Consider the following 18592-nt stretch of genomic DNA (forward strand, 5'->3'; position numbering starts at 1 on the left):
TGAACATGAGGAAGGGTGTCACCTTCGTCATCGGAGATGCTCCTTGCTTCGGGGGGGCGATGGGAAAGCAGTCGGCATAGTCACTCAGAGGTACGCGTGGGTACGGTCTGCACAATGCCAGAGGTCAGCTGCCGTCGCGTGGAGACCACGCGCGCGAAGTGAGTGCACCGTGATGCGGCTGTCAGCAACACGCCTCGTCAGGCGGCCGGTCGCCAGGCAGATCCTGACGCACGGCGCGTTGGCGTGTCCCGCCTCTCGACAAGCACTGACCGCAGCGACACGGGGCCTCTGTTCGATAGTTCACGACAACGCTCAGTCCTGGCGAACGAACGTCACATCGAGTGGCGACGCGGCTCCAGATCGGAACCGCACACGTAGCGTGTGCGCATCCCGCGCATGCGCCACGATCAATCCGCTCGTAGCGGGCGCACCGACGATTGTCATGCCGGCGACCAAGGAGTCGCCCTCAATCCGCCCACCACCTTCCCACGCGACACCCGAGAACGTGAGCCGCGCCCCCAGCACACCCATCTCGCTTGACTTCGAGGTAACCGACAATTCAACGAACTCGAGCGACGGCGTCACCGAGCGCCACGCACCAGCGAACGCCGCTGGGGACGAAGCCTCGAACGCTGTCTCCGACGGCCCGGCCGGCCCCGCCGCGCATCCAATCGTCGCGCACAGCAGGGTCATCACCGACACCCAACGCATCATCGGGACTCCAGTTGAGCGATCACTGACACTACTCCAAGAGCTTGCGGTCGGTCAACGCCAGGATCGGCGCGTGCGCTATCGTGCGCTGCAATATCGGGTTGGGCAGCACCCACGCGCGAGGGCGCTTGGCTCAGCAGCCATCACACAGCGGCTTCTCGCCGCAGGTAGCAGGCAACCGCCTGGGAACCAGGCTAGTCGTCCGTGTCTCCGTAGAGCGCGATCAAGTTCCCCTCGGAGTCCACCACCTCGGCCCGAAAGCCGTAACCGCCAATCTCGTGGACATCGCGCCGCACGTCGCCGCCATGGGGTTGGACTGCCGCCACTGCCGCGCGTAGTCGCCCAGTGACGTTGAACCAGAGCATCACGCCGTGTTCCGATGGCTCCGCGGTGCTGTCCGGGACCAGGCAGCCCATCTGTCCTCCACTAGGCGTCGGGAGCATGCCAAGTGGCTTCGAGCCGGTCTGCTGCTTCGAGACCGGTGCGCCGAGAACCGCGGAATAGAAGCGGATCGCTCGGTCCAGGTCGCGGACCTGGATATCGAACCACGCGAGATTGTGTGTCATGGGTGAGCGTCTGGAACTGGGTGCTGGTCGAAAGCCCGGCTGTGAGCTGGAACGGGCGTCTTCTTCATCGCTGCCCTACGTTCAGGTACCGCGGAGGCGCACCGCACCGTCCGCGACCGCCGGTCGTTAGGCGGCGCCTGTGATTCGCTTGCCCCGCGTGCGCCAGGCTGACGCGAAGGCGAGCAGCACGATGCCGCACGCCCCCCAACCAAGCAGAGGCATCACTCGCCGAATCTCCGAAGGGATGGTGAGCACGTCAGGCAGGCCGGTTTGCCAGAACACCCACTCCGCGCCGAGCTGCGACGCGAGTGCCTTGCTGCCGGTCGCCAGGACGATGATCGCGTCCTCCGTGTCGGGGTTGATCCGGACCGTTGCACTGATCGCTGGCTCATTGGCTCCGTCATGGCCGAAGATGACGCCGCCATTCTTCGTCGGCGCGTACAGCACGGTGCCCAACCCCCAGAGGTCGGCGCCCATCGATCGTGCCTCGGCGATGCGCATCGACTCGAGCGTCTTCCTGGCGAGTGGGCTCCCCTCGACCGTTCGCAGCTGCGCCAGGACCAACTTGACCATGTCGCTGGCAGACGTAGTGAACCCCGTCGCTGCCCGTGACGCGTACTGGTAGATCGGTGCTGGCCGGCCGTCGGCGTAGTATGACTTGGCCGAGTTGGTCGTTGCAGAAAGGTCGGCGTATCCCGAGCGCGTCATGCCGAGGGGGTGGAGCACCTCGCGAGTGACGAAGGTGTCGAACCGCTCTCCCGAGAGTTCTTCCACCAGCAGCTCGAGCAGCAAGTAGCCACCGCCCGAGTACCGAAACTGAGAGCCTGGCTGGATCCCCACGGCGACGGGCGAGGAAGGGCGGCCGCTGGATGCCCGAGGCGCGGCCAGCGCCTCCTCCAATGTTGGAAGGGCCTCGTCTCGTCGATAGTCCCCGAAGCCAAGGCCATCGGTCAAACCGGCCGTGTGACTGAGAAGTCGCCGCGCGGTGACTTCACGCGAATCGAACGCGGTTGATGGAAGGTGCCATCGCGTGAGGTAGCCCTCCAACCGGTCGATCGAGGTCCAGCTTGCCTTGCTCCAACAGCTTCATGACGGCATGTGCCGGGATCCACTTGCTCACGGACGCGGTGGCGAAGACGCTATTCCGGTCGATGGTGTCGCGACTCGCGGAATAGAACTCAGCGCCGATGGCGCCTCTCCTGATCAGGATGACGGCAGTGTTGGCGCGATTCCCCGCGTTGATGATGGGGATGGCGGCTTGCATGAAGGCGCGGGGATCATCCGTGGGCGCAAGCGGTCGCCGCCACCAGCCAAAGAGTGCGCCACCGAGAATCCCGGCGGCCCACAAGATGACCAGCAGCACGGTCACGCCGGCGCGTTTCACCATGGGGATCCTTGGCCTCCAGCATCTGTTGCGGCCTCATCACGCGAGCGCCCTAACGACGCAAGCCCCGCACGACCACGCGTTCGACGTCATCGGCATCGAACGACACACCGGCCACATAGTCGCGCCCGAACTCGAACGGCGCAAACCGACGCGGGAGCGTCACCTCGGCCCGCCACGTACCGTCCGGTGCGAACACGCTCCACGTCTGCGGCGTCGTGGGGGCGAGGGGCGCCCCGGGACCCGGCAGGCCGAAGCCGGGATCAAAGGGACCGACCCACAACTCACCATCGGGCCCGAACACGAGACGACTGAAGGCGGGAGCGGTGCTCGCGAATGGGAACGCCTGCACCGCCGTCGTCATCTGCTGGCGTACGGCCGGCGGGGCGTCCCGGTTGGCGTCGAGGTACGCCTGACGCACCAGGGCGCGCTCCTCCTCGCGAATAGCGCGCGGCGCGATGTCGCGGCTGATGCGGACGCGCGCACGCCCCGTGGGCCCGTAGCAGGTGAGCACCAGCCGATCAGAGTATCCGGCGCACGCGCTGGAGTCGGACGCGGCGACCACGCCTTCCGCCTCGAGCAGCTGACGGGCGGGGGTGCCGTTGATCGGGCTTGTCCGGTATCCGGGCATCGTGACAAGGGGAGCAGCGGAGTCGCCCGCGGCGTCGGCGACCGTGAGCGTGTAGAAGATGATCTGGCGCTCACGCTCGGCCATCGGCGCGCCATCCGTGACGAGTACGTAGGACGTCGCGCCCGCGCCAAGACCGATGCGTTGCGGGGTGCGACTCCCGGCGCGGCGCGCCGGTCGCAGGCTACGAACCAAGCGGCCGGATGGCTCGAAGACATGGGCGCGCGAGTCCCCGTCGACGCCGACCAGCGTGTCGCCCCCGCCGCAGCAGTCGGGTGATCCGGCGAAACTCACCGGGCCGCTCCCCGCCCGTCCCAATGCACGCACGAACCGCCCATCGCGTGAGAACACGCGGATCTCGTTGCTGGCGCCGTTCGCGACGGCCACGCCGCCATCCGCGAGACGAACCACACCACGCACGGCTGCAAACTCGCTCGCGGGGTCGTCGGTCACGCCGAGTTCAAGAAGGGGCTGTGCGCTCAGGCTCCAGATCGCGCGCGGCTTCGCGCTCTGCGAATAGGTGGCGAGGCGCACACCGGCGCTGTCACGCGTGGCTTGTGCAAGGCCGACGGGGGACCAGGAGGCCAGCGCGAAGAGCGTCACGGCGAGTAGCAGACGCAGGGACATGAGCAATCGGGTGGTAGTGCGACCGAAGGCCGGGTTGAGTTGCGGCCGAACGTTGGCACGATGCGATCTCGAGAGGTAGTCTCAATGGCGCCCGCGATGTGACAGGACTCGACCCTTACGGACACGACCGCATGACGCACGGACGACGCTCACCCTGGCTTTCCCCTCTCGTGGTTTGCCATTCTCGCGTTCACCTCGTCGCGCCGTGGACCACGTCGGCGGACGCCCAGACGCGCCGCCACGAAGAACCCGCTGGCCGGATTCGACCAGTACGTCATGGCGGCGATGAAGCAGTGGAAGGTGCCGGGCTCGCGATTGCGGCTGTCCGGGGCGACTCGGTGATCATGCTCAAGGGCTACGGCGTCCGCACGGTCGGCGGGACCGACTCGGTGAACGCCCAGACGATGTTCGCGATCGGCTCCTCCTCGAAGGCCTTTACCGCCGCGACGCTCGAGATGCTCGCCGACGAGGGGAGAATCCGCTTCGACAATCGCTGACCGAGTACCTCCCGTGGTTCGAGATGTACGACCCGTGGGTCACCCGCGAGATCACGGTGCGCGATCTCCTGCTGCATCGCAGCGGGATGAGCCGCGGCGACAACATCTGGTATGCCACCACGAACAGTCGGGAGGACATCGTCCGGTCGATCCGACGACTCGCGCCGACCACCAGCTTTCGCTCGCACTTCCAGTACCAGAACCTGATGTACATCACCGCCGGCGAGGTGGCGCACGCGGTGACGGGACAGAGCTGGGACGACCTGATCAAGTCCCGGATCTTCGCACCCCTCCGCATGACGTCGTCCAACACGTCGGTAAGGGAGCTGGCAGGCAATCCGAACGTCGCCACCCCACACGCGGAACTCGGCGGTGTGGTCACGGCGATCCCGTATCGGAACATCGACAACGCGGGGGCAGCCGGGTCGATCAACTCCAACGCTGCCGACATGGCACAGTGGCTCCCGCTTGTGGATCAACAACGGCTCCTTCGAGGAAGCGATTGCTGAGCGACGCGATGGTGCGCGAGGCGACGGCCCCGCAGTTCACCGTCGATGATCCAGACATGATCGCCCGCCTGATGTCGCCCCGCTTTCTGGGTTACGGCTTCGGGTGGTTTGTCGAGGACTTCCGCGGCCAGCGCTGGGTGAACCACGGCGGCAACATCGACGGGATGGCGGCCATGGTTGGATTCCTCCCCGAAAGCAGGATCGGGATGGTCATCCTCACCAACATGAACCAGTCCGACGTCACCCTCCCGTTGATGGCCAACGCCTTCGATCGGCTCCCGGGATATCCCCAGCCAAGGACTACAACGCCGAGTACTACGCGGCCGAGCAGGCCGACCAGGCTCGGCGTCGGGCCGCCGCGAAGCCTCCGGTCAAGGTCGAGGGGACCAAGCCGTCGCTTCCGCTCGAGGCATACGCCGGGACCTACACGGACAGCTTCATGGGAACGGCCACCGTACGGTTGGACGGCGGGAAGCTCTTCATCAAGTACGACAAGAGCGCGATCGTCGGTGAGCTCGAGCATTTTCCACTTCGACTCATTTGTCGCGACGATGAACGATGCGATCATGGGGAAGATGCCGGTGACCTTCAAGATCGGCACTAGCGGCAAGGTCGTCGCCATGCAGTTCCCGCTGGCCTCTGCCGACTGGATCAAGCGGTAGGGCCGTGCTACGGCGAGGATACGCGCGGGCGAGGTACCCGCTTACCCCCGCGACGAGTACCAGCGGCAGCACCATGTCGAGGAGGAGGCCTGTAAGCCCTGTCGCTTCCAAGCGCGCGGCCCCATTGCCGGGCACGAGGAGCCCCGGGCCGAGCGGTCCGGTCGAGAACAGGCATACGAGACCAAGTTCCACCCGAGATGGAGGCCGATCGGGCGCGATGGACTTCGTCTTGGCGAAGGCCAGCGCGAACATGAAGCCGAACGCGCCAGTCAAGACGAAGATGAAGGCCATCATGACCGGATTCCCAACAATGCCGTAGGAGAACCAGTGGTAGACACCGAACGCCGCCGCCGCGAGCAGCACGCCGCGGCGCGCGCCGAGCCGGCGGATGGCCTGGTACAACAGATACCCGCGAAAGAGCAGCTCCTCGTAGAGCACGGAGTTCACGTTCCAGCGCACGCTTCGTATGAGCAACGCGGCGTCTGCCGCGGGATTCAGTCGCCATGGCACGTCGGCGACCGCAGCGTGCCCGAGTTGCTGCACGACGACGGCGAGACCAGCCACGAGAAAGCCCGCCCCGAACTGGCGCATGCGCAAAACCGGCGCGTCCAGACCGAGAGCGTCGAGGCCCTTCCCTCGAGTCGAAGAAGGATCCACGAGACGGTCAGCAGGAGTGGGCCGATCATCGCAGGGGGATGTTGGAGCAGTGCTAGGGGCTGACGTCTCCCCATTACGAGCGCGTTCGGGTTCTGTTTCGCCGCCGAACGCTCCGGGGCAGTGGCGGCACGAAGCGCCGGCCGCTGCAACCGCTGGTTAGTCCGCCCCACGCAAGGTTTGACCAATCGTGCCATCAGCCGGTCGCCGCATTGCGCTCCGCGGTCATTGGACGTGCGCTGCGTGATCGGCGATGAGGGCGGCCAGAAGGTCCTTGAATGGGGCCTCGACCACGCCGTCGCTCACGTTCGTCACGAGCAGCACCGCGAAATCCTTGCGCGGCGCGAGAGTCGCCTCCGCCAACCAGAAGTTGTTGCTACCGAGGTGCCGCAGGAGTCGCCCCCCGGCCCATTCCGCTTCGGTCACGACCCATCCGGGTGCGTAGCCCCAGTCACTCCCACCAGGAGAGTGGAGGCGCTGCCAGGTCGCCTGCTTGAGGAAGCGCTGATCACCGCGCGCTCCGCGAAGGTGGGCCGCGACGAATCGGGCCCAGTCAGCGAGGGTCGTGTGGATCGTTCCCGCCGGTCCGGTGGCGGCGGGATTGTCGGCGTTCGGACCGAGGGCGACGGGCGACCATCCATCCGCTCCACGAGTGTGTCCCAACGGTTGATTCAACGGTCCCGGCGTGCCTGGCGCGCCGAATCCTGTTTGTGTCATGCCGAGCGGCTCGAAGACTTCGTGCCGCATCAGGTCCTCCAGGGGAGAATCGGTCAACGCCTCGATCATGACTCCGGCTACAAGGAAGCCCGAGTTCGAATAGACGCTCTCGGTATTCGGGTGTCGTCGCCGGCGCGCTTCTGAGTCCCTGTTCCACGAACCAACGACGCTGCTCGCGCGGTGAGCCACCCCGGGCGACCATCTGCTGCCACAGGTCCTCGCTGAAGTTGAGTGGCGCACCGGAACGATGAGTCAGCAGCCAAAGGATCGGCACATCTTTCCAAGCCGGGTGGATTGCCGGCCCGATGACAGCGCCGATCGTCGTGTCCCAGCTGAGCACCCCGCGGTCGACCAAGCGCGCGACGAGCGTCGCGGTCATTGCATTGGTGCACGACCCTATGTGCCACTGGTCGTCGATCGTCACCTTCTCGGTTGCCGTCCACGAGCGGACGCCTACCGCGCCGACCGCCTCAAGGCCGTCGGCGGTCACGATGGCGGCGCCGAGGGCCGGGAGTCGGCCCTTCTGCAGCAGCGGAACGATGATCCCCGACAGGTCGCGCGGCGCAGGGGCACTCGCGCGATCCTGCCGTTCAGACGACCCGCAAGAGAGCGAGAGAATGCTTAGCACTACCAAGAGTCCCGGTAGTGCAGCGGGTGACCGGCGCTTCATGGTTCAGACCACCCTCGTCCCTGTAGGTGATTGTACGTCGCTTGTCAGGAGGCGTCGGAGCATCGAGTGACGGGAAGTCGATCGTCCCGCTGCTGCCTGCCGTATCGGGTCCGATTCACCGCGTGGTTAGGCCGCACCCGCCGCGGCAACGTGTGTGACCAACCCAAGAGCTCGCAGCTGCGCTTCCAGTTCCACGGCGTTGGCCCAGGGAAGTATTGGAGAGTTCTTCCGTTCGTCTGGCGGATTGGAAAGCAAGCCATCTGACCACCCACCGCAACCAACAAGCGGAAGCAGCGGACGCTTGTGCAGCCACGCCAGGCAGACTTCTGAGATCGTTCCTGCTCTGCCACCAATGACAATGCAGGCGTCCCCCGACAAAGCCATGAGTAGGTTTCTGGCGTCTCCCATCCCGCACGGCACCACGACGGTTGCGGGCCAGTCAGCGGGTGGCATCTGGTCGGGCGGAACGATGCTCAGCACCTGTCCACCCGCCGCGATCGCTCGCTCGGCCGCGACTCTGGTCGCTGGGCTACCGCATCCGCTGACTACCGTAATGCCCAAGCGCGCCAAAAGGTCGCCCGCATCGCCTGCGCGGGCGTAGGCATCTGAACCTGGCTCGGCACTGCCAAGCACGCTGACTTGTGGGCGGCGGAAGGATGAGGACATGGCGTGGTGTGTTCGGGCGAACGCCCAGCGTTCAGTTGCAAGAAGGTCCAGCAATGCGAGCGGAGCGGAGTCTCGGGCGCTCGCTTGTCCAACGCGAGTTGTGGTTAGGCATCACGGGAGCTGAACCACGTGGCCAACGCGCTGTTGTCACGCGGCATCATGGCTTCACCGCGACGTTCGACGCGTGCAGGTGCAGAATGCGCCAGTTGGCGCCCTCTTGGCGAAAGATCACGGTCCGGCGGGCCAGGCGCTCGGCGTTGCGGAGGTGAAACGTGACCAGCACCAGCCCCGGACTCAGCGGCTGAATGCGTAGGTCGGTTGGATTGAGTCGATGGAAAGGCGGTCCGCCGGTCGCGTGCGACCGAATGTCGGCGAACACCGCTCGAAAGGTCGAATCGATCCCGCGCGGTCCGCTAACCCGTTCGGCCATCTGGGCGGCGGGTTGAAAGATCGTTGCCGAATCAGAGAACGCGGCCCGAAACGGCTGCCAATCGAGATGTTCGAACGCCGTCAGGAACACGCGAATCGCCTGAGCCACTGCCGCCGAATCGGCGCGCGCGTCACTCGTCGACGCGACGGCGGAGGGTTGGGCGCCTTGCCCTTCGAGACGAACCGGCCACGCGGTGACGCCGACGATCACCGCGCCAAGCGCGAGACGTGCATGTGCTCGTAACACGTGCATTCCTTTCGTTCAGGCAAGTATGATGAGTGGAGCGCGACGTTCAGGATCAGCAGCCAAGGCAACCAAAAGAATGCGGCCGCGAGCCGCGGGCCGCAACGTGAGGTTAGACCTCACGCGGGCCCGGGCTGGGACTGGCCGATCGCCGCTGCCGGATGGCCGGGAACCACGCCAGCGACATCTCGACGACGAGGAGCGGCACAACCCACGAGGCCCATTCGCGCGTGGCGTCGCGCAGGTCCGGGTTCGTGACGTAGAAGAACAGGGCGTCTTGCCAGTCGTACATCAGCCGCAACCACACGAGCACGAGCGCCATCGCATAGCTGCGAATCATGAAGGCGCGATGAGCGGCGAAGTTCTTCGCGACGGCGCAGCGCCACGCGGCGAGCGTGAAGAACAGCCAGAGCAGTCCGGTGAGCGCGATGGACAGTCGCGAGCCCTCGTACTCGCCGACAATCGCCCCGAGGTAGATCGCCAGTACCGCGGCGCCGGACGCCCCAATGACGTAGCCCTTGCCGATCGCCCGATGCCACTGTGGCGCGCGTTGGCGCAGGGGCGCGACGAACTGCAATGGCGCGCCGAGAACGACGGGCAGGGCCAATAGCAGATGCGAGACGTACCACACCTGCTTGTTGAACAAGGAGGGGCCTAGTCGATCCGGCACCACAAACCGGTAGTGGACCGCGCGGTAGAGGTAGTACAGGCTGAGCCTCGTGACCGCGACGAGGACACCGTACTGCCGCACGAATCGAAGTGGTCGGCTATTCATGCGTATTGATGGTGAGGCGCCTGCGATGCGCGCAAGGCCTAACGCTGAGCATCAGCTGCAGCGGCAGACAAGAGCGTGCGGCCGCAGGCCGCACCAAGCAAGAGAGGCGCCGGCTGCTGCAGCGCATGTCAGACCCTCGACAGGCGATGACTTTTTGGGGGGGTGAGCCGAGCCCCACGAACCAGGAGCAGACCACTAGCGCTGCGTCGGCAGCGGCGCGTCACTGTTCAGATGTTCGGCTGGATCTTCCAGGTCCCGTTCAGCTTCCGCCCACGTTCAGGTACTGCCGCGCTCGGTCACGTGTTCGGGGCCGTAGGTCACCACGTAGATCCCGGCATCGACCACGAGATCGTTGTCTCAGTAGAAGTCGGTGGACTCCTCGCGAAACTCCGTGAGGCCGGCCTTGATGTACTCGACGGTGAAGTCGTGTATCGCCTGGAGGCCGGTGACCGCGTCTGCGCCGGGCGGGAAGGACTTGGCGTCGGGGGCGAACATCAGGTCGATCACGGCGACGTCCCCGGCGAGATGCGCCTGGGTGAATCGCGCGTTCTGCTTCGCGATGAATTGACGCGTCGCGTCCAGATCGAAGGGCGCCTGCTCTGCCCGGGAGGATGCAGGCGTGGGGCCGTTACATGCACTCACGACGATGCTGGCGAGCGCGCAGAAGCGGAGGAGAGAGGTCGAAGTCATCGCGGCCAGGCGAAAGTCGAAAGGTGATCCACGCGGACCGGCTGGTTGCGTCGTCGGACTAACGTTCACGCTCGGCAGAAGCCGAACCGAAAAACTGAGCGGGCGAGCATACACTAGACTCCGGCTGTCTGCGGACCCGTGTTGGACGGCGGGCGACTGTCGGCTTCCGCCGCCCAGCGGGATTAGTATCGCGCGTCTTACTCGGCGGGTGTCGGTTCGAGTCGCCAAGCCTCGTCAGCTGGCGCTCGAGGGCGACTCCTACACCGGCGCGCGAGCCGCGCTCGGTACCTCGCGGCGGCATCCAGGAGGTGCCGGGCCTGTCACGTGAACGCTGGCAAACCGATGCGCGAAGGTGCTTCTCCATCTTCATGAGTACCTGCCCGCCGTCCGAGGACCGCATAGAAGGCGCTCGGCAGGAAGACTGGCGGCATTCGGCCCCGGGCTGTACGTGTCATCATGGTGATCTTACGCCTAGCTGCTGCTCGTAGAAGCGAAAGGCCTGTGCGTTAGGCGAAACCTCCAGCGGGCGAGAAACGCGAAGCGCTTCGCGGAACGGCCCGGAGTGCCTCCGAGGTTCACCGATGTGCCCCGACTCCGGGGATGTCGACACGCTGCACGCGGGCCGCTTGCGCTTGGATGGCCCGCGCGACGTCGAGAATAAACGGGGTGTCGGCCGTACCCACCACCAACAGGATGGGGGCGGTGAGCTCGGCGAGACGACCGGCCGCAGGGCACGGCTTCCACCTCGGGGTCGGATGGCGGACCACGCGGCCCAGAATCGGGGACTGATCCTCAAACACAGCCGCACGCGCTGCGCAGTGGTGGAGTCGCGCAGCGACAGTGCGAATGTAGGCGCTGCTGCCGAGCCGCCCGCGCCACCGCGACCGAGTCTTGCCGCTTCGCTACCTCGGTGCGACCACCCGAAAGGCCACGCGGTATCAGCGTCCTCGGCCCACGTCCGCCGCTGACCGGCGCCGACCAGCACGAGGCGATCCACTCGCTCAGGATGCGCGAGTGCAGTCCATCACGATACGCCCCCGAGGAGAGGCCGACGAGCGACTCGGTAGTGGCACTGCAACGCGTCCATCAGGGCGCCCAGGTCGTGATGCGCGGAGAATGCGGTGTCCGCAGCGCCTGAACGACCGCATAGCCTCGCCCCGCGTCATACCCGGATGACGCGATGTGTGCGCTGAAGTGCGCCAAACTCCCGTCCACGGCCGGTGACGGTCGAGATTGCCGCCATGCGGGAGGATTACCGCAAGCTCCCGGTGCCGGCACTCTCGTAGAGGCAGCGTACTGCCAGGGACGCGCACACGGCCAGTATCTGGGTGCGGTCGCGACGGACGAAGCCGGAGGGCGCGATCGGCCGATCCGACACGACGCGAGGAGAAGAATCAGGAACAGGAGGCGCATGCGCTCACTCTACCCACCTCTTCATGAACGGATCCTCACGGTGTACGGCTGGCTTGCTTTGAACCTGCGCTGCCGGCCGACCGCATTAGAGCGGCGAAGCGAGCCAGATCACTAGATCGGCTGCCCGCACCGGCGAAGGTCAGGCGGCGCCGGCACCTAGTCCTGCCCGAGTGAAGTCGTCCGCCGCACGAACGCCGACACGATCATCGCCACCCCGGCGAGGTCGAGGCAGACGAGACCCAAAGCGCCGATCCTCCTGCATTGGCCCAGGGGCCGTGTTCTACGAATGCGATCGCCGCTCGATCAGCACCAATCAAGCAACACAACCACCACGCCGGCGGCGGCTGTCCACCCGCGTCGTCGAGTGGGGCCACCGGCACGACGGCGAGACGATCGAACGCCTGTGCCGCCACCAACAGGTCAGGATGACGTTCACCCCAGAAGGCAGGAACCGCCCGTTCCGGCATGGCGCCCGGAAACGTGTCGGCGCGGACGGATGGAATGACCGAGGTGGCGAGAATGGCCGCCGTCGCCAGTGTTGCCACCGCTGCGAACGGGAGTAGTCGCCCGGGCCAGTGCATCGCCACCTCCTGTGGAAGGATATATACCCGGACGTTGCGCGGCCTAACGCGTGTGCCTGTTGCGGACACTCGAAGAGTATTTGTAGGCGCAGTCCGCGCCATGCCGCGCTTCAACCGTCAGCAGTAAGCCTCGCTAGAGATCGCCGCGCACCGGTGGCCGGCCGGACGGGCTCAAGGTACAAGCGGCCGGGCACGCACCAGACAGGATAGCACCCAGAACATCGAGCGCGGCGGCGAGCTCGCCAGCGGCGCCGCTGGCTTGAAGTCCCATGGGTCGAATTGCGTCCGAGCGCCGCAATGCCGGCCGCCCCGCCACGGGGTTCGGCACCGGACGAACACAGGAGGACCACGATCGCCTTCGGGCTGCCGGACCAGGGCAACCACTCTCGATGTCGATGAAGCACAACAGGTAGTAGGACGCGAGCAGCGTGAGGTCAGAAGTAGCTGCTGACCAGCGGCCGCAACTCCGGGTCAAGAAGTGCGCGCAGGTCGATCAAGTGGAAAGCGGCGACAACAGTTAGTATAACTACGCCCGATAGACAAGCGCGTAGGTGAGCGTCGGAGCAAAGGGGCGATGGGCACGAGGTGCTCAGGAAGTCTCGAGTCGCGGCTGCCAGTTGGGTCGCTGACGAACTGCCACGGCGGCGGTCCTCGCCATCATAACCCCCTCATCACGTGTGTTCGGAAGCCGCAGGATTCACCGTTGAGCGACGAAGAAGCTGATTAGCGCTACGACCAGGCCGAAGGCGGCCACGAGTCGCCATCGCGCCGACTTTCAGAAGAGGAGATAGCCTGGAGAAGCAGAGCCACACAAAGGCGAAAACGCGCCCGAGACGCCGCGGGGTGGGGGCGTCTGGAACCACTCGCGAGCCGCGAGCGCCGTCGCGCCCATGGTGAGTAGCAAGGGCGCGAGCAAGGCGGTTCAACCGAACCCGCGTGCGGCTGTGGAGTCGGACGTGTCTGCCATGCGGACCAGAATGCTGCGGTGGATTCGCGAACGAAACGGCGTGATGCCGCGTGCGCATCGATTCCTGAGCCCGCGCACTTGCGCGCCTAGGCGATCATGAAGCACAGCCCGTCCAGCGCGACGACGAAGAACGCGCGATAGGGTTGACCGTTGATCTCCTGCTCGTCGACAGTTCCGGGCTTTGCTCCGTTCGCCATCAGTTCGGCGAATGCGGCGTCGGAGTCGTCGACTTCGAAGAAGCACCCCTCCTGCGTCGGATCGCCGCCATTCTGAGCGAGCCCGATGGCGATACCGTCGCGTGTAAGTACAGCAGCGGGATGCGTGTCTCGCGCCGCGCCGCGACGAGAAACCCGAAAGGCCTGCCCGCGAAGTATGGAATCGCTGCGGCGACATCGGCGACAAGGGAGCCCTAAGCGCGTCGTCGGCGCAAGGCTACAGCGGTAAGAAGGACGACCCTCGATGACACGCATTCATGAACTAGCCGTTGTCGTCGGCCTAACGTCCGCGTTCCGCTGCGCTGCATCAACCAAAGCGAGGTGGGCCGGCGCCATGCCCTACCCGCACAATGAACAGCGCCGGCCCACGCCGCGCCGGCCCAACGCGGCAACGGCGGCAACATGCCGCCGGGGCGCACGCTGGCAAGCCGGCCTTCCCGCGGGTGCACCTAGAACCGCATGTAGGCGCATCCGCGTTCTGTGCCGGGCCCGGTCCAAACACGCCGGAGGGCACGGCATAGGCGTGCGGCACGGACCCAACCCGCAGGGCGGCGTGTACCGCCGAGGCGTCCGTGCCACGCTTGGTGGCCAGACAGCGCGCCAAGTGTCAAGCGCGAAGTCGCAGACCGGACCGACCCACCGCCGTCGAAGAAGTCCTTCCAGCGTCGGCATCACACGTAATCCGGGACCCGGGACTCGGTGCTCGGTCCCAGAACCCGGATTGCGCGTCGCGAGTTGCTGCGTGGTGGGGTCCGCGACCCCATACTCGGTTCCGGAGTTCGAAAGCGGGCCGAGGTCTCGTCGTTCAGGGCCGCGGGCACGGCTTGAGTGCGAATGTTGAAGACCACGCGAGCGACGTATGACCCGCTCGGATACACGGCGCGGCAGTTGTCGAGATAGCGTCCCGCGAACTGCAGGATGGTCGGATCGGCGGGATCACCCAGGGTGGGCCAATCGAAGACGGCGCGGTCGGTGGCGTCCGTGAGCCGCGCAATCCAGGACAGGTCCCACGTAGGTGCCTGCGCCGATGCCTCCGACGCAGCGAGGGGCCGGGGTAGCCCACTAGCCACGGCGGGAGGGATGAACGCCAGGGAAGCGAGCTTGCCGACATCTTCGACGAACTCACGTCGACTACTGTGGCCGTTCCGTTTCGCCATGTGCTTCCTCGCAGTCGGTATCACGTCACGGTTCAAAATCAGCCGCTTCAATCAAGAGAGCGGAGCGAACACTCAATCGCACGGTTGTCTTCTGCAACCGTTGGGTAGGCAGCGGGGGCAATCCGCTTACCGCACGCGAACGAGTAAACGATGAGATGTCGTACTGTTGCCGATGACGAGCGTGTCGCCAGAGAGGCGATACTGTCGTCGCTGGTCCGTGCCGGTATACAGGCCGCGGGAGTCTCCCTCCACCTTATGCACGACAGCGCTCTGCGCCACGTCGACGACATACGTGCCAAAGTACGCCCGGTAGTCCTCGGTGGCGCGCCGGAGTTCTTCGGGCGTCGCCGTCTCGAACCACTGCTCGCCTCGGGCACTATCCACGCGGAAGGTGCTCGGGCCGCGCATGATCTGAATCGACACGTGTCCCGTCGGATCGTACGTGAAGTAGCCCGTCGGTTTCTGTCCATACCGATACACCAACGGGCTCGATGGCGTTTCACGGTCCCAAAACTCAACGAGGCGCCAGGTGCCGATCAGCGCTGTCGTTTGAGCGCGCACGACGGGCACCGCAGCATCCGCGAGGTGCAGCGGCCGCTTGATGCCCCAGCCGCAACGATGAGCGATGCCATCACGACGTTGAACTGTCTGGAACAACAATCTCCGATGGCTGGTGTCGTGTGCTGCCTAACGCTCAGTTGGGCCGAGCGTGCGCGTCTATGCGACTCTCGGCCCACGGCTTCGATGCGCCGCAGCACGGGCGCGAGCGCCTTCGCCGCCACCTCGGTGTCGTGCGCGGCCTGCGCGCTGGAGCCAGTCAGCCGTTCGAGAGCCCGAAGAACCGGCACAGGCGGAGGTCGGTGTCGGCGGTGATGGCTGGCTGGCGGCGATGATCTCGCCGATGCGCTGGGCGGGCGCCGATCTCTCTTGGCGAGGCGGTACTGGGAGAGCCGCATCGGGCACGAGGAACTCTGCCAGCAGGAGCTCCCCAGGGTGACAGGCTTGCGCGCGGACATTGGAGGACTCAGCTTAACGGAACGACACGATCATGCCGAATAGTAACGCCGCGCGTGATCACGGCAAGCGTGACTACCGGTGGCTCCACCGTCCGGCTGCGGCCCAGCGCCGGCTTCTTCAGCGGGCGCTCCAACACAATGCGCGCCCAGCGCGCTTCCGAAAACGCCAGTCTGCAGCAAGCAACGTTAGGCCAACGCATCGCGGACGTTGCGTCCAAACGGCCCACCGCGCAACAGAACGGTGACAGGCGGTGCGGTCGGTGGTGGTATGCTCGGCGCTCCTCGGTCCCGGAGCGCGCATGCCCGACGCGGCATCGGCGGCGCATGGCGTTTACAAGCCGCGACGCCCCCAGGCGTCACCGCTATTTCGGTTGGTGTCGGACCATCTCCATTGCCTGCAGACGGTCTACGACGAGCGCTTCGCCCGCGAGTACGGTTCAGTGGCGCCCCCATCTCGTTGGGCAGGTGGCCGGATAAGTTCCTGGGCGTGCGGGGAGTTCGAGCACGGCACCGCCCGTCACGCGGCGCTCGCGAGGTCGGCGATCGCGCCGTGCTCGACCGATGGTCCACCGACTCCGGTTGCAATCCCTCTGGCGAGGTCCGAGGCTGTCGGTCGAGCTACGACTGATCAATGAGCACTCGCGACGCAGCGCCCGCGGGTCCTCGGTGCCGATGGTGCTGCCAACGGCCTTGAGCCCCGGTCCCTGAACAGGTCCAGCTGGCCCTGCCGGCACCCACTGGCACCGCGCCCCTGCTGGCGGCGGCGCCACCTCGGTACCAGTGCCCACAGGTGGCGCGTGAGCTCGGTGTGTTCGCTAACTACTGCGGGCGCAAAGGGTAGCACCGCCGTGGCCTCTCCCGGTGCCTTCCACGGCACCCCGGGGAGAACTGCCGCCCGGTCATGTTGGACGGGTTTGACACCGCTGCCCCGCGCCGCGTCCTGGATGCCCGTTCCACCTTGGCTCCCTCCCGCATCCCAACGCTGCCGTATCTCGATCGCTCCGCGCCGCGAGCCTTCAGCGCCTCGTCCGCGGCGAAAGCCTCGCGCTGCTCCTCGTTGGACATCGCGCTCCAATCGTCCTCGCCCGCCCACCTCCCCTTGCCGACGCCTCCCTCACCCTACTATTCTGGACGAGGTATCCACCCGGGGATTGCGACCATGGATCTGAAGCGCGAACTCATGCGCGGCGCCGGACCGGCAGCCGTGCTGCAGCCCTCAAGCGACGCGAGATGTATGGTTACGAACTCGCCGAAGCGCTCGGCGCACGTTCCGACGGCGTCCTGGCCATGGGGCAGTCCACGCTCTATCCCCTGCTCCACAATCTCGAAGCCAAGGAACTCGTCGAGAGTCGCTGGCTCGAGCACAAGTCCGACGCAAGCGTCGCTACTATCGCCTGACGCCGGCCGGCGCTGCCGAACTCAAGGAACATCGCGCACGCTGGCAGGAGCTCTTCGAGGCAATGATCGGACTCGGGCTGGTGTCACCCATTGCCGCGGAGTCCTGACCCATGACGCGACCGGATGATGCCCTGCCGCGCCGTCTCGAGCGGCGCGAACTCGTACGCCAGGCGCGCGCAGGGGCTCCCAGACCGCTGGCCGAGCGCGTGGCCGATGTGGTCGACGGCAGCCATCTCAGCGATGAGCGCCGCGCCGAGGTCTTTCGCGAGATGGTCAGCCACTTCGAGGACGGACTGGCGGCGGCCGCTCGCCGGAAGATCTGAGCCAGTCATTCGGCGACGGACGCCATGCGGCGACCCTCATCCGCGCCGCAGAAGCGCGTGGTGACGCCGGAGTCGATGGGCGGGAGCGGCGGCGGTGATGGCGTGCTGCGCATGACGCTCCGCGATGTGCGGTATGCTGCCCGGCGTTTGCTTGCCCGCCCCGCCTTCACCGCCATCGCGGTCATCTCGCTGGCCATCGGCATCGGCGCCAACGCTGCCATCTTCACCCTGGTCAACGAGGTCATTCTCCGCCGCCCGCCGCTCGAGCGCCCGGAGGAACTGGTCGACATCTGTGGCTCCAACCCCGACGCCGCCTTCAACCCGCTCGCGTACCCCGAGTATTCAGGACCTGGCGCGGATGACCGAGCTCTTCTCCGGGGTCGCGGCCACTCGGATGGGCTACGCGGTGCGAAGCGAGGGAGACCGCACCGAGCGCCTGGCCGTGCAGCTCGTGTCGGGCAACTACTTTCAGGTGCTGGGACTACGGCCGGCCCGGGACGCCTCATCGGAGCCTAACGATGGCGACGCCGCCGGGCGCACCCACGTGTTGGTGCTCTCCGACCGCTACTGGCGCCGCGTGCCTGGTGGCGACCGTCGGTCGTCGGTCGCTCCATTCGCTTGAGCGGCGGCGAGTACACCATCATCGGCGTCACCCGCCCTGACTTCCAGAGCGGCTTCCTTCCATCGGCATCGAGATCTTTCGTCCCAGTCACGATGGTCGCCCAGCTCATGGCCAGTACTGAGAATACGCTCGAGTCGCGAGGCGATCACTCCACCTTCGTGCGGGCCTGTTCCGCCAGCCGTGTCACCCCGCCGCAGGCGTCACCGAGGCGTTCAGCACTCGGCCGCACGAGCAGCGGGTGACCGGATGGGAGGGCGTCATGAGCTTTTCCGTCCTCCCCACGCGCGACGTGATCCTCTTTCCCCCCATCGACCGCCTTCTGCGCCCGGTCGCCGTCGTCATGATGGGCGTGGTGGGGATGGTCCTCCTGATCGCCTGCGCCAACCTGGCCGGCTTCCTCCTCGCCCGGGCCGTCGATCGCCGCAAGGAGGTGGCCATCCGGGCTCGCCATCGGCGCCAGCGTCGGCAACG

General features: G+C 66.2%; 21 protein-coding genes. 7 read left to right on the forward strand and 14 right to left on the reverse strand.

Annotated features, from left to right (window positions below; all coding sequences use genetic code 11):
* Positions 1 to 312 precede the first annotated feature (312 nt).
* The 5 genes from IPN47_27770 to IPN47_27790 form a co-directional block, all read right to left on the reverse strand.
* Positions 313 to 714: a hypothetical protein gene (locus IPN47_27770; GenBank protein ID MBK9411778.1), complete on the reverse strand. Its 402-nt coding sequence runs from the start codon at positions 712 to 714 to the stop codon at positions 313 to 315.
* Between the two features lie 191 nt (positions 715 to 905).
* Positions 906 to 1277, reverse strand: coding sequence for a VOC family protein (locus IPN47_27775; protein MBK9411779.1), 372 nt, complete (start codon positions 1275 to 1277; stop codon positions 906 to 908).
* A 126-nt stretch (positions 1278 to 1403) separates the two neighbouring features.
* Positions 1404 to 2324 carry a beta-lactamase family protein gene (locus tag IPN47_27780; protein MBK9411780.1) on the reverse strand — a complete coding sequence of 307 codons (921 nt, stop codon included), beginning with the start codon at positions 2322 to 2324 and terminating at the stop codon, positions 1404 to 1406.
* Positions 2269 to 2664 carry a serine hydrolase gene (locus IPN47_27785; protein MBK9411781.1) on the reverse strand — a complete coding sequence of 132 codons (396 nt, stop codon included), beginning with the start codon at positions 2662 to 2664 and terminating at the stop codon, positions 2269 to 2271. Before IPN47_27785 ends, IPN47_27780 begins: the two co-directional genes overlap by 56 nt.
* Before the next feature lie 49 nt (positions 2665 to 2713).
* Positions 2714 to 3916, reverse strand: a complete 1203-nt coding sequence (locus tag IPN47_27790) for a hypothetical protein (GenBank protein ID MBK9411782.1) — start codon at positions 3914 to 3916, stop codon at positions 2714 to 2716.
* A gap of 293 nt (positions 3917 to 4209) precedes the next feature.
* Here IPN47_27790 and IPN47_27795 point away from each other — a divergent pair, with 293 nt between their 5' ends.
* From IPN47_27795 to IPN47_27805, 3 genes are all read left to right on the forward strand, one after another.
* Complete coding sequence (locus IPN47_27795) at positions 4210 to 4413, forward strand: serine hydrolase (protein ID MBK9411783.1); 204 nt, start codon at positions 4210 to 4212, stop codon at positions 4411 to 4413.
* Positions 4410 to 4922: a beta-lactamase family protein gene (locus IPN47_27800; protein ID MBK9411784.1), complete on the forward strand. Its 513-nt coding sequence runs from the start codon at positions 4410 to 4412 to the stop codon at positions 4920 to 4922. The genes IPN47_27795 and IPN47_27800 overlap by 4 nt, the downstream gene beginning before the upstream one ends.
* 133 nt (positions 4923 to 5055) lie before the next feature.
* The gene (locus IPN47_27805; GenBank protein MBK9411785.1) at positions 5056 to 5526 is read left to right on the forward strand and encodes a DUF3471 domain-containing protein; all 471 of its coding nucleotides are present in this window, start codon (positions 5056 to 5058) and stop codon (positions 5524 to 5526) included.
* Here the strand turns inward: IPN47_27805 and IPN47_27810 are convergent.
* The 9 genes from IPN47_27810 to IPN47_27850 form a co-directional block, all read right to left on the reverse strand.
* Positions 5459 to 6175 carry a CPBP family intramembrane metalloprotease gene (locus IPN47_27810; protein ID MBK9411786.1) on the reverse strand — a complete coding sequence of 239 codons (717 nt, stop codon included), beginning with the start codon at positions 6173 to 6175 and terminating at the stop codon, positions 5459 to 5461. The genes IPN47_27805 and IPN47_27810 overlap by 68 nt on opposite strands.
* A gap of 288 nt (positions 6176 to 6463) precedes the next feature.
* Positions 6464 to 6664: a hypothetical protein gene (locus IPN47_27815; protein ID MBK9411787.1), complete on the reverse strand. Its 201-nt coding sequence runs from the start codon at positions 6662 to 6664 to the stop codon at positions 6464 to 6466.
* Between the two features lie 127 nt (positions 6665 to 6791).
* Positions 6792 to 7625: a beta-lactamase family protein gene (locus tag IPN47_27820; protein ID MBK9411788.1), complete on the reverse strand. Its 834-nt coding sequence runs from the start codon at positions 7623 to 7625 to the stop codon at positions 6792 to 6794.
* Between the two features lie 126 nt (positions 7626 to 7751).
* Positions 7752 to 8291 carry a Rossmann fold nucleotide-binding protein gene (locus IPN47_27825; protein ID MBK9411789.1) on the reverse strand — a complete coding sequence of 180 codons (540 nt, stop codon included), beginning with the start codon at positions 8289 to 8291 and terminating at the stop codon, positions 7752 to 7754.
* Positions 8292 to 8448: 157 nt separating this feature from the next.
* Complete coding sequence (locus tag IPN47_27830; protein MBK9411790.1) at positions 8449 to 8931, reverse strand: nuclear transport factor 2 family protein; 483 nt, start codon at positions 8929 to 8931, stop codon at positions 8449 to 8451.
* A gap of 145 nt (positions 8932 to 9076) precedes the next feature.
* Complete coding sequence (locus IPN47_27835; GenBank protein MBK9411791.1) at positions 9077 to 9739, reverse strand: DUF2306 domain-containing protein; 663 nt, start codon at positions 9737 to 9739, stop codon at positions 9077 to 9079.
* A gap of 357 nt (positions 9740 to 10096) precedes the next feature.
* Positions 10097 to 10429: a hypothetical protein gene (locus IPN47_27840; GenBank protein ID MBK9411792.1), complete on the reverse strand. Its 333-nt coding sequence runs from the start codon at positions 10427 to 10429 to the stop codon at positions 10097 to 10099.
* Positions 10430 to 13476: 3047 nt separating this feature from the next.
* The gene (locus tag IPN47_27845) at positions 13477 to 13860 is read right to left on the reverse strand and encodes a hypothetical protein (protein MBK9411793.1); all 384 of its coding nucleotides are present in this window, start codon (positions 13858 to 13860) and stop codon (positions 13477 to 13479) included.
* 1028 nt (positions 13861 to 14888) lie between these two features.
* Positions 14889 to 15419 carry a lipocalin-like domain-containing protein gene (locus tag IPN47_27850; protein ID MBK9411794.1) on the reverse strand — a complete coding sequence of 177 codons (531 nt, stop codon included), beginning with the start codon at positions 15417 to 15419 and terminating at the stop codon, positions 14889 to 14891.
* A 1589-nt stretch (positions 15420 to 17008) separates the two neighbouring features.
* On the opposite strand from IPN47_27850, the gene IPN47_27855 reads away from it, so the two are divergent.
* The 4 genes from IPN47_27855 to IPN47_27870 form a co-directional block, all read left to right on the forward strand.
* Positions 17009 to 17176, forward strand: coding sequence for a helix-turn-helix transcriptional regulator (locus IPN47_27855; protein ID MBK9411795.1), 168 nt, complete (start codon positions 17009 to 17011; stop codon positions 17174 to 17176).
* Between the two features lie 110 nt (positions 17177 to 17286).
* Positions 17287 to 17499, forward strand: a complete 213-nt coding sequence (locus IPN47_27860; protein ID MBK9411796.1) for a hypothetical protein — start codon at positions 17287 to 17289, stop codon at positions 17497 to 17499.
* Between the two features lie 358 nt (positions 17500 to 17857).
* Complete coding sequence (locus tag IPN47_27865) at positions 17858 to 18121, forward strand: hypothetical protein (protein ID MBK9411797.1); 264 nt, start codon at positions 17858 to 17860, stop codon at positions 18119 to 18121.
* Positions 18122 to 18380: 259 nt separating this feature from the next.
* Positions 18381 to 18592, forward strand: a 212-nt coding sequence (locus tag IPN47_27870) for a hypothetical protein (GenBank protein ID MBK9411798.1), incomplete at its 3' end; no start/stop codon positions are given.

This window comes from Gemmatimonadota bacterium (assembly GCA_016719105.1).
Lineage (GTDB): Bacteria > Gemmatimonadota > Gemmatimonadetes > Gemmatimonadales > Gemmatimonadaceae > SCN-70-22.